The organism is Streptococcus sp. 1449 (assembly GCF_013276805.1).
GTDB lineage: Bacteria > Bacillota > Bacilli > Lactobacillales > Streptococcaceae > Streptococcus > Streptococcus pseudopneumoniae.
Genome location: NZ_VMLS01000045.1, coordinates 1 through 5,938 on the forward strand (window position 1 = coordinate 1; position 5,938 = coordinate 5,938).

Annotated in this window: 12 protein-coding genes; all 12 read left to right on the top strand. The window is 37.7% G+C overall.

Annotated features, from left to right (window positions below):
- Positions 1–294: hypothetical protein (locus HT687_RS11970; protein ID WP_240152478.1), on the top strand; the 294-nt coding region annotated here is incomplete at its 5' end.
- Between the two features lie 237 nt (positions 295–531).
- Positions 532–705, top strand: coding sequence for a hypothetical protein (locus HT687_RS08385; protein ID WP_000130088.1), 174 nt, complete (start codon positions 532–534; stop codon positions 703–705).
- Positions 706–859: 154 nt separating this feature from the next.
- Positions 860–1,267 carry a hypothetical protein gene (locus HT687_RS08390; protein WP_000517977.1) on the top strand — a complete coding sequence of 136 codons (408 nt, stop codon included), beginning with the start codon at positions 860–862 and terminating at the stop codon, positions 1,265–1,267.
- Between the two features lie 180 nt (positions 1,268–1,447).
- Positions 1,448–1,957, top strand: a complete 510-nt coding sequence (locus HT687_RS08395; protein WP_000559698.1) for a hypothetical protein — start codon at positions 1,448–1,450, stop codon at positions 1,955–1,957.
- A gap of 1 nt (position 1,958) precedes the next feature.
- Positions 1,959–2,174, top strand: a complete 216-nt coding sequence (locus HT687_RS08400) for a hypothetical protein (RefSeq protein ID WP_054388186.1) — start codon at positions 1,959–1,961, stop codon at positions 2,172–2,174.
- On the top strand, positions 2,171–2,467 hold the full coding sequence (locus HT687_RS08405; protein WP_054388185.1) for a hypothetical protein: 297 nt from the start codon (positions 2,171–2,173) through the stop codon (positions 2,465–2,467). Before HT687_RS08400 ends, HT687_RS08405 begins: the two co-directional genes overlap by 4 nt.
- The gene (locus tag HT687_RS08410; RefSeq protein WP_000058847.1) at positions 2,445–2,786 is read left to right on the top strand and encodes a hypothetical protein; all 342 of its coding nucleotides are present in this window, start codon (positions 2,445–2,447) and stop codon (positions 2,784–2,786) included. The genes HT687_RS08405 and HT687_RS08410 overlap by 23 nt, the downstream gene beginning before the upstream one ends.
- Positions 2,779–3,051 carry a hypothetical protein gene (locus HT687_RS08415; RefSeq protein ID WP_054388184.1) on the top strand — a complete coding sequence of 91 codons (273 nt, stop codon included), beginning with the start codon at positions 2,779–2,781 and terminating at the stop codon, positions 3,049–3,051. Before HT687_RS08410 ends, HT687_RS08415 begins: the two co-directional genes overlap by 8 nt.
- Positions 3,048–3,563: a hypothetical protein gene (locus tag HT687_RS08420; RefSeq protein WP_172924158.1), complete on the top strand. Its 516-nt coding sequence runs from the start codon at positions 3,048–3,050 to the stop codon at positions 3,561–3,563. The genes HT687_RS08415 and HT687_RS08420 overlap by 4 nt, the downstream gene beginning before the upstream one ends.
- A complete protein-coding gene (locus HT687_RS08425; RefSeq protein WP_054388182.1) occupies positions 3,556–5,079 on the top strand; it encodes a DNA primase family protein in 1,524 nt (507 codons plus the stop codon). The genes HT687_RS08420 and HT687_RS08425 overlap by 8 nt, the downstream gene beginning before the upstream one ends.
- Positions 5,080–5,407: 328 nt before the next feature.
- The gene (locus HT687_RS08430) at positions 5,408–5,575 is read left to right on the top strand and encodes a hypothetical protein (RefSeq protein ID WP_000865232.1); all 168 of its coding nucleotides are present in this window, start codon (positions 5,408–5,410) and stop codon (positions 5,573–5,575) included.
- An 81-nt stretch (positions 5,576–5,656) separates the two neighbouring features.
- Positions 5,657–5,815: a DUF2292 domain-containing protein gene (locus HT687_RS08435; protein WP_014017183.1), complete on the top strand. Its 159-nt coding sequence runs from the start codon at positions 5,657–5,659 to the stop codon at positions 5,813–5,815.
- Positions 5,816–5,938: the final 123 nt, after the last annotated feature.

The following is a 5,938-nucleotide window of genomic DNA, read 5'->3' on the forward strand; positions in this document are numbered from 1 at the left end:
CGAATAAGAACGGAAGGAGTAACCCAATCGCAATACTATATTACATCTACAAGATACTCCACTGGTGCTTTACCACTGGGGATTGATAACAAAAAAAGGAGAAAAGAAATGAACTTTAAAGAATTTAAAACATGGCTAGATGATGCCGTGAGTGTGGCTGAAGCTATGGCATTACCTGAAAACAAGGGTGTGCTTGACGACTTAATAGAAAATACGGCCAATAACCTAGCTTTTATCGCTGAGTTAGTGGAAAGCCGTCAACTGATTTATAGAAAACCTAGACATGAAGATTAAAAACGACAACAAAAAAGTCACTTGCTGAACGTTTGGCGACAGAAGCAAGCGACTGAATCAAGAGTATAGATATTTTTTCTATACCTTGATTATAGCATAATACAGCGGTTTCCGCTAGTACATTGAAAATAAAATAAGGTACGCTGGGAAGATTTTAAATTTTTTTCGGTTTAGGGGTTGACATTTAAGACGACAAGAATTATAATAATTTATGTCGTCAAGAAAGGAGGCAATCCGATGACTGACAAAATAAAGAAAGTAGGACGTCCGAAGGGAGAAAACTCTAATACCGTAAAATTAACAGTCAGAGTTAGCGAACAGCTAAATAGTAAGCTGGAAGAGTACGGTAAAAAGAATGGTTTGACAAAACCTGAAACCTTGAGAAAAGCCTTTGAAAATCTTACTAAATAAAAAATACCTTGCAACTTGTCAAACGCCAATCCGAGAAGTTGCAAAGTATCCGCCCCCACAAATGAGGTACGTAAATATCTTATCATGCGTACTCTTATTTGTCAAACATAGAAATAGAGTGCGCTTTTTGCGTACCCAAAAAATGAGGTAAAGAATGGGAAAACAAGTATTTACACAAGAAATACTAAGAAACATACAAGAAGAAAATGGAATCATCACAGTAGACTTAATACTAGACGCTTTACCAACTTGGTCAGAAAAAGCCATCAAGGGACGTTTATCAAATTGGCGTTACCGTAAAGTTATTGACTACAGGGTAGAAGATGGGGAATTTAGTGAGATTTTCCTACTAAGAAGCAAGCAGGAGATAAAAGAAGAGGTCAGTGCCGGTCAACGTTTGAAAATGGATTTATATTTTAGACAGGTTTTAGCCTTAACTGGAATCATTGAGTCAAACACCAGTAAGGACAACGACAAGACCAAGGCGATTGAATTGCAACAGAAAGCAATGCGAGCAATACCAGATGACATCTATAAAGAGTTGTCAGAGATTTATGAGTAAATAGCAAAACTAAGAAAAACTAATAAAACCGAAGAGCAGGCAAGCAATTAGAAAAGGTTTTGAAAAGCATAGAGCGCCAACTCTTTAAACTGGTACTTTCTCACGCTTTCAACTTGGCGACTCTGAGTGTGAGGATATCCTGTATAAGAAACGATAATTAAAAGGTCAACGGAGGAAAATATGATAGCAGATAAATTAGAAGCTATTTCAACAAATTTAGAAGAAATACAAGAAATTCTTGTAGGAAATGGAACTGCATTAGCTAAAAGGGAAATCAGTAAAGTATTGAACGACTTAGACGATATTTATAATGAACTAACTAGCACAGAATACCATGAACAACAGGAAACACTCAAGGAACAGACGGAAAGGATGAAACAGAGAGTAGTATCTGAGGTAATAGGAGAATTAGAGTGGAGAGAATATTCATATTATAAAAATTTTTGGGGGGATATGGATCTTTTAAAATGCCTTTCTAATTTTGATGGATTTCTTTTCATAAGCACATACCTAGCGGAAATAACCAAAGAGAATGACTATCCTATGGATAAAAACCAAGTATTAAATTACGTCTGGGAACTTTTGGCAATTGATATTGCAAAGAAAAAACGAGATAAAAAGAACCTCTTGGGCTTATGGACAAGTTCGATTGAGTACACCCGTGGAATGATGATTTATGAGGAACACTGACATGAACGAACTAGATATAAGTAACACACAGGCTGCTGTCTTAATCGTGGTATTGATTGGCTTACTACTTTATCTAAACCACCGAGACCGCAAAAAAAGCGCCCAAATAGAGCGAGAAAACCAACAGACGATAGAAACACCTAGCGAGGATTTAAACCCTGATTATGGGCGATATATCCAGCTTGCAGGGGTAAGAGTTTACGGAGGGATGAAATGAGTTACATAGTGAAGATATACCTTGATAGTGAAAAAATACCAGATGAACCTTATTTTACTAAAGATATTTTTCTAGCTACGTGTATGGACAATGCAACAAAGTTAGCTGTAACTAGGGGCTTGTTGACAAAACAAGCGTTGGATTTAGAGACTAAGACAGCTATCTTGAAAACCCTTGATACAATCATAGAGACTCAAAAAGCTATTTTGCAAGGGGTAGCGAGCGGACAAATAACCTTTGTAAATAAAAGTAAAGGAGAGGAGGAACTGGATGAGCCTATCAGAGAACGATAAACGAGTATTAAGATTAATCAAGGTAGGGGCTGAGAACTCCATAACAGGGTCAGAAATTAGCCTGACAACCAAGCTAACAGAAAGAACTGTACGTGACATTATCAAGCGTCTAGTAGTTAAGCACAACATCCCTATTGTAGGGGTTAGATGCGGCGTTTTTAGTGGGTACTTTATTCCAGCGAATAAAGGCGAGTTACTAGATGGCGCTAAGGCTTTTTACAACCAAGTACAGGAGGAGAGCAAGCGCCTAGCGGTGTTGATGAATAGCGACCTAGAAAGCTACAAAGAAACCTTGAAGGAGGTGGGCGGATATGTTTAGTTTAAGCAAAGAAAGTGAGCAAGACCTAGCGCATGGCATTCTGGAGGTAGTGGAAAGATACCTGGAAGCGCATGAGAAAGTACCGCAGAGACTGACTAAGTTGATAAATAGAATTGAACTCAAAGAGGAATTGAAAATTAGTGACAACACGCTAAATAAGTGGGAAAGTCAGGGTTTAAGACGCTATCAACCGCCAGACGATGGTTCAAGAATGATTTACTATTTAGTGACCGACATCTGGAAGTTTCTGGGGGTGGATGAATGAGAGTGCTTGAGTTAATTCTATCCGCTGACAAATTGCCTTTGTTTGGCTTTCTCAAGTCTAGCCCAACCCAAGTTTGGAAGAATGGCAATCACTATAAATTTATCTATTTTGAGCCAATAGGCGAGGGTTTGACGGCTTTTCACTACAAAGGCTTGTATGTGGTAGTTAAAGACAAAAGCGAGGAAGTAGAGGGCTGGGAATTGGCCAGAGATTTAGAGATAGGTTTGGCTAGTCCTAACTTGCTGACGATCCTGAAAGATTTAGAGGTAAACAAATTGACCGAGCAACGGCAGGGGCTTGGAGTGGAGTTAAAGGGTTGGATTTTTGACCTGATTTGTAACGGGATTTATACCAGATATGAGACTTCGCTTTTTGTCCGACTGCTATTTGTGAATGGCTACAGTTTTAGCCAGTTAGTGGACTTGTTTTCTGCAATCGTTAAACGCAAAGACCTAGCAAGCTATTTCCTAGAAGTAGCAACAAAATTCTATAAGGAGGTGGCTTTTGAATAGCAATGACATTGTAAATAAAATCATTGAAGAGAATCAGCAGCATGAACCCACTAAGGCAATAGAAGAATCAGAAAGCTATCTGAAAACCTTTAAAGGGGTACAAGACTTTTTATTCAACGTATGTAAGAATCTTGGGGAAGATAGACCATCTAAATCTTTGGGGGTTGCTGACTTTCTTAGAAAGTATATCCGATTTGTGAGAATCAGACCAGAAGCGCAGGGACAGAAAGCGCCCTTATATTTTTATCATCCTGATAAGGGAATCTGGATAGAAGATAACGAGTTACTTCAAGATTTAATTTCAACCATTCAACCAGATACGACAGAAAAACAAGCCTTTGATACGATTTACAAAATCGCTAGACGTAGCCCGTTAAAGTCTATTCAAAATGATTATACGGTTATCGGAAATCAGCTATATAACGCTAGTAAAGAAACATTTGAACCTTTAACACCTAGCATTATTGTAACTAGAAAAATCCGTACAAGGTACGACCCAGAAGCCTATGAGCCTACTTTATACGGTTGGAAGCCCAGCAAGTGGCTTGCTGAATTGTTTGATAACGACCAAGAATTATATGATCTGGCTATTCAGATTATTAAAGCAACTATCACAGGTAGAACCCTAAAAAATATCTTTTGGCTTTATGGCGAGGGTGGAACTGGTAAAGGAACCTTTCAGCAGCTGCTTATTAACTTGGTAGGCATGGAGAACGTCGCAAGTCTCAAGATGACTGAGTTTGACAAAAGCCGTTTTTCTACCTCCATTCTGTTAGGTAAGAGTTTGGTTATTGGGGACGATGTACAAAAGGACGCAGTTATCAAAGATACGTCAAACATGTTTAGTCTTGCGACTGGTGACATTATGACTATAGAGGATAAAGGAAAACGCCCTTACAGTCTACGCTTGAATATGACTATTATCCAGTCATCCAACGGCTTACCAAGAATGAACGGGGACAGGTCAGCGATTGACAGGCGGTTTAAGATTCTACCATTTACCAAGGTCTTTAAAGGGAAACCAAACAAGGCAATTAAAGACGACTACATCAACAGGAAGGAAGTATTGGAGTATTTCACACGCCTAGCCCTTGAGACACCGACAAAGGACATCACACCAGAGAAATCAAAGGAGATTTTGCAAGAATACCATGAGGATAACAATCCAGTTATTGCTTTTGTATCTTCATTCTTTACTGATGATCTATCAAGTGAGTTTTTACCTAATGATTTTGTTTTCCATAATTGGAAAGGATTCATAGAATATTATGGAGTGAAGCTACACAAGACAGAAATGGGGTTGCATAGAGAAATTAAAAGCAATCTACCAAGCTGGATAACGGTAGGACAGAAAACAATACCAGCAGGGAGACAACTTCACATTGGTTTCTATCCGCACGAAGATTCAGCACCTTACGCACATCCATATTTTAATGGCAGGGAAAAACCTGAACAACGAAAAAAAGCTAAAAATGAACGGGGGTATTTTAATGGCAGAGCGAAAAGGAAGAAATAAGTTATACACTTTATACACTTGATAAAAAAGTGTGGGAGCTGAAACCCCTAGAGCGCCAAGGACTTTAGACGCTTATACACTTTATACGGTAGGTTTTTTCTTTTACAGTATTAAGCGCTAATTTCTCGTAAATTATATAAACTAGTGTATAAAGTGTATAAAGCGTATAAAACAGGACTTAAACCCTTGATATGACAGGCTTTTAATTTTATACACTTCGAAAATAAAGTGTCTAAAATTTTCGATAAGTGTATAAAAAACATAGATAAAAATGGCAAAAATAAGCTAGTTTACATAATTTATCTTAAAATAAAGAAAGGATAACAACATGAAAGTTAAACTATTTGAATATACTAGACGATGGGAAAAAGAAGACTTTGAGAAAGAGATCAATGACTTCATGGCAACTGTTGAAGTGCTGGACGTTAAATTTTCTGGTACATCATCTAGTGAACCTTTTAATTCAGTAGCTACCGTATTGGTATTATACAGATAATAAAATGGGGTAGATAGTACCGACCCCCTTGCAATGGTGTAACTACTAGTGACACCCTTAAAACAGATGAAAGGATAACGAATGGAGATACAAAATGGCTTTATTTATTTCAAAAGTTATGGTATAATAAAATTGTTAGAGATTCCAAGATTTGGGAGTATCACGCTTAAAATACAAGACGGCGAGATTGTCTCCAGCGTGGAATCTAAAACAATAATATTTAAAAAGAATACTGACTGAAAAAATCAGAGGTATAGCATAAAGTGGAGCAATCTATTTTGGCTATGTCTCTTTTGTTTTTGGGAAGATTGGAGGAAAAAGAAATGCCAACATTGCAAGAAGTCAAAAACCAGATGGACAAAG

Coding starts and splice junctions, on each gene's coding strand:
- HT687_RS08385 (WP_000130088.1), top strand. CDS start 532: ATGACTGACAAAATAAAGAAAGTAGGACGTCCGAAGGGAGAAAACTCT.
- HT687_RS08390 (WP_000517977.1), top strand. CDS start 860: ATGGGAAAACAAGTATTTACACAAGAAATACTAAGAAACATACAAGAA.
- HT687_RS08395 (WP_000559698.1), top strand. CDS start 1,448: ATGATAGCAGATAAATTAGAAGCTATTTCAACAAATTTAGAAGAAATA.
- HT687_RS08400 (WP_054388186.1), top strand. CDS start 1,959: ATGAACGAACTAGATATAAGTAACACACAGGCTGCTGTCTTAATCGTG.
- HT687_RS08405 (WP_054388185.1), top strand. CDS start 2,171: ATGAGTTACATAGTGAAGATATACCTTGATAGTGAAAAAATACCAGAT.
- HT687_RS08410 (WP_000058847.1), top strand. CDS start 2,445: ATGAGCCTATCAGAGAACGATAAACGAGTATTAAGATTAATCAAGGTA.
- HT687_RS08415 (WP_054388184.1), top strand. CDS start 2,779: ATGTTTAGTTTAAGCAAAGAAAGTGAGCAAGACCTAGCGCATGGCATT.
- HT687_RS08420 (WP_172924158.1), top strand. CDS start 3,048: ATGAGAGTGCTTGAGTTAATTCTATCCGCTGACAAATTGCCTTTGTTT.
- HT687_RS08430 (WP_000865232.1), top strand. CDS start 5,408: ATGAAAGTTAAACTATTTGAATATACTAGACGATGGGAAAAAGAAGAC.
- HT687_RS08435 (WP_014017183.1), top strand. CDS start 5,657: ATGGAGATACAAAATGGCTTTATTTATTTCAAAAGTTATGGTATAATA.